At 73.0% G+C, this 2,295-nt stretch carries 2 protein-coding genes; both read right to left on the reverse strand.

The features are described from left to right. Positions 1-1,043, reverse strand: a 1,043-nt coding sequence (locus ALA01S_RS30795) for an efflux RND transporter periplasmic adaptor subunit (RefSeq protein ID WP_066343553.1), incomplete at its 3' end; no start/stop codon positions are given. Positions 1,044-1,054: 11 nt separating this feature from the next. Continuing rightward, positions 1,055-2,295: TolC family protein (locus ALA01S_RS30800; protein ID WP_157119426.1), on the reverse strand; the 1,241-nt coding region annotated here is incomplete at its 5' end.

Below are 2,295 nucleotides of genomic sequence, written 5' to 3' on the forward strand. Positions count from 1 at the left end.
GGGCGCGGCTCGTAGCCGTCCTTCTCGCGCACGAACACGGTCGGCTGCCCCTGCAGCAGCAGCACGGCGGCGTCGGGGACGCTGAGCACGCCGTCCCGGGTCTGTCCGGTCTCGATGCTGGCCGTGGCGAACATCTCGGGCTTGAGCCGCCCGTCCTGGTTGCCCACCTCGATGCGCGCGCCCACGGTGCGCGTGTCCTTGTCGAGCACGCCGGCGATGAAACTCACCTTGCCGGGGAAGCGCACGCCCGGATAGGCCGTGACGGTGACGCTGGCCGGCGCGCCCACGCGCACCTTGGCCAGCAGGTCTTCGGAGAGGTTGGCCTCGATCCACACGCGCGAGAGGTCTGCCACGGTGAACAGCGCATCGCCGGGCCCGGCGAGCTCGCCGATGGTGGCCTTCTTCTCGATGACGGTGCCGGCCAGCGGCGAGCGCAGCTCGAAGCTCGCGCTGGCCCGGCCGGCGCCCTGCGGCGACGCGCCCAGCAGCCGCAGCTTGTCCTCGGCCGCCCGCAACTCGGCACGCGACTTCTCCAGCTCGGCCTGCGCACGCAGGTAGTCCTTCTGCGGAATGATCTCCTCGGCCACGAGCTTGCTGGCGCGGTCGAAGTCGCCCTGCGCCACACGGTGCGAGGCTTGGGCCTGCTGGTAGGCGGACTGCGCTTCGCCCAGGGCCACGCTGTCGAGCACGGCCAGGGTCTGCCCGGCGCGCACCTGGTCGCCGAGCCGGGCCACGACCTGCGTGAGGCGGCCTTCAACGCGGGGCGCGACGTGGGCGAAGTGGTCCTGGTTGGCGCGGATGGTGGCGGTGACGGTGACGACGTCGGCCTGGACCTCGCGCTGCAGCGCCTGCACTTGCAGCCCGGCGCGCTGCGCCTCCTCGGGCGAGAGCTTGATCAGGGAGCCTTCCTCGACCTGCGACTGTGCCTTCTCGTCCTTCGCGGCGGGCGGTTCGTTCTTTGCGCCGCCGCAGGCGGACAGCAGGGCGGCCACGGACAGCGCCACGAGCGCTCGGCGGCCACCGGGTTGCATCAGTTTCTTCATGGTCTTCTTTCTCAAGGCTGGCCCGTCCAGCCGGCGGCGGCTTCGAGCTCGGCCCGGGTGGCGTGGTAGTCCAGCAAGGCGTCGATCAGGTCGCGGCGGGCGTCCAGGGATTGCCGGGAGGTGAGCAGCAGCTCCAGCAGCCCGATCTGGCCGACCTCGCGCGAGCGCAGCGACAGGCGCTCGTTGTCGGCCAGCGTGGGCAGCACCAGGCGCTGCAGCCGTTCCACGCGGACTTGCAGGCTCTGCAGCCGTGACCACAGCGCCTGCACCTGGGCGGGCGCGTCGCGCTCGGCGGCGCGGCGCTCCACCTGCGCCTGCGCCAGCTCGGTGCTGGCCAGGCCGATGCCCGCGGCGTTGTGCTTGAACAGGGGCAAGGGCACGGACAGCGTGACGGTGGTCAGCCGCTCGCGCGCGTCGAGCGGCCCCTCGCGGCCGACGTTGACGCCGACGGTGACGTCCGGATAGCGAGCGGCACGTTCGAGCCGCAGCCGCGACTGGGCGCTTTGCTCGCGCGCCTGCAGCGCCAGCAGCCGCGGCTGCGACAGCGCGGTCTGCAGCAGCTCGTCACGCGTGTACGCCAGGGGCGTGAGCTGCAGCTCTCCGGCCGCCCGCGGCAGCTCGCCGGCGTCGAGCTGCAGACCGGCAGCCAGGTCGGCACGCGCCTGCAGCAGCTGTTCCTGGATGCCGGCCAGCGCGTTGCGAGCGCGCTCGGCCTCGACCACCGCCACGTTGGCATCGAGTCGCGTGTCCTCGCCGGAGGCGCGGCGGCGCTCGATGGCACGGGCCGTGTCCTCGAACAGCCGCAACGCCTGGGTTTCCACCTCGACGCGTCGCTGCAGCGCCAGCACCCGGTAGAAGCGTTGCGACACCTCGGCGCGCAGCTGGCGCGACGCGTCGTCGATCTCCAGCCGCACTGCCGCGAGCGCTTCCTGCGCGGCCTCGCGCCGGTGGCCGCGCTGTCCGGCGACCTCCAGCGACTGCTCGATGCCGGCAGCCCATTCGCTTTGCCTCGGCGTGCCCGGTGGCGCACTCACGCGGCGGCGCGTGCGCTCGGTCCAGAGCTGGGGATTGCTCGCCAGCAACGCCGCGGCGTCGGTGGCCTGGCCTTCGGCCGCAGCGAGCTGCGCCTGCCTGGCTTTGAGCGCGGGGTTGCCGGCCTGGGCCAGCGCGAGCGCTTCCTGCAGCGTCAGGCTGCGCCCGGCCACGGTGGTCGTGGGCACGGCTTCTTGCGCCAGGGTCCAGCAAGGCGCCA

Source organism: Azohydromonas lata NBRC 102462 (genome assembly GCF_001571085.1).
In the GTDB taxonomy this organism is placed as follows: domain Bacteria; phylum Pseudomonadota; class Gammaproteobacteria; order Burkholderiales; family Burkholderiaceae_C; genus Azohydromonas; species Azohydromonas lata.